Annotated in this window: 1 pseudogene; it reads left to right on the forward strand. The window is 37.6% G+C overall.

Features of this window, described 5'->3' with window-relative positions:
* A pseudogene (locus B2U95_RS04705) lies at positions 1 to 850 on the forward strand (MAM protein); the annotation flags it as partial.

Below are 850 nucleotides of genomic sequence, written 5' to 3' on the forward strand. Positions count from 1 at the left end.
ATACCCTATAATTGGTGCCGAGCCTGACAATAGTGGTATTGCCGAAAATCTTGAAATTCTAAGTGGCGCTTCATTAACCATAAATGACAATAGTTTACGTCTTACTGCTGTTTTAAAACTAAACGGCAAACTTAACTTACAAGGAGAATCCCAATTATTACAAGATACTGGAAGTGTTTTAGATGCCGCAAGTACTGGCTCGATAGAAATTAACCAACAAGGAACAGGTAATAGCTTTAGGTATAATTATTGGAGTTCGCCGGTTAACTCAGGTGGTACTAACTTTACCATTGGAGAAGTTTTAAGAGATGCTACAGATCCAAATAATATTATAGATATTGATTTTGGCTCTAGTTATACTTATGCTGACGGAACAACAAGTTCACCAATTAAACTAAGTACCGCTTGGATGTATAAATTAGAAGATTCTGGTTTGGGTTATAGCGCATGGGAGAGTGCAGGTAATAATGGAGAAGTAAATGTAGGTCAGGGATATACCATGAAGGGGACTAACGCCAACGCAGAAGAACAAAATTATACCTTTGTTGGCGAACCAAATAATGGGATTATTGAATTAACAGTAGGTGCTAATAACAATCATTTGGTTGGAAACCCATATCCTTCGGCTATAGATGCTGATAAATTTATTGATGACAATGGAATATTTTCAGGTACAGCCTCCATAACTGGAACTATTTATTTTTGGGAGCATTATGGTGGCGACACCCATAATTTGGCAGATTATCAAGCAGGTTATGGAACCTATACTAAAAGTGGAGGTGTTTCAGCCTCATCAAACCCTTCTGTTTCAGGCGTAAGTACTTTAGGATTCTCAGTAAAAGGAGCACCA

The organism is Winogradskyella sp. UBA3174, from assembly GCF_002364335.1.
GTDB lineage: Bacteria > Bacteroidota > Bacteroidia > Flavobacteriales > Flavobacteriaceae > Winogradskyella.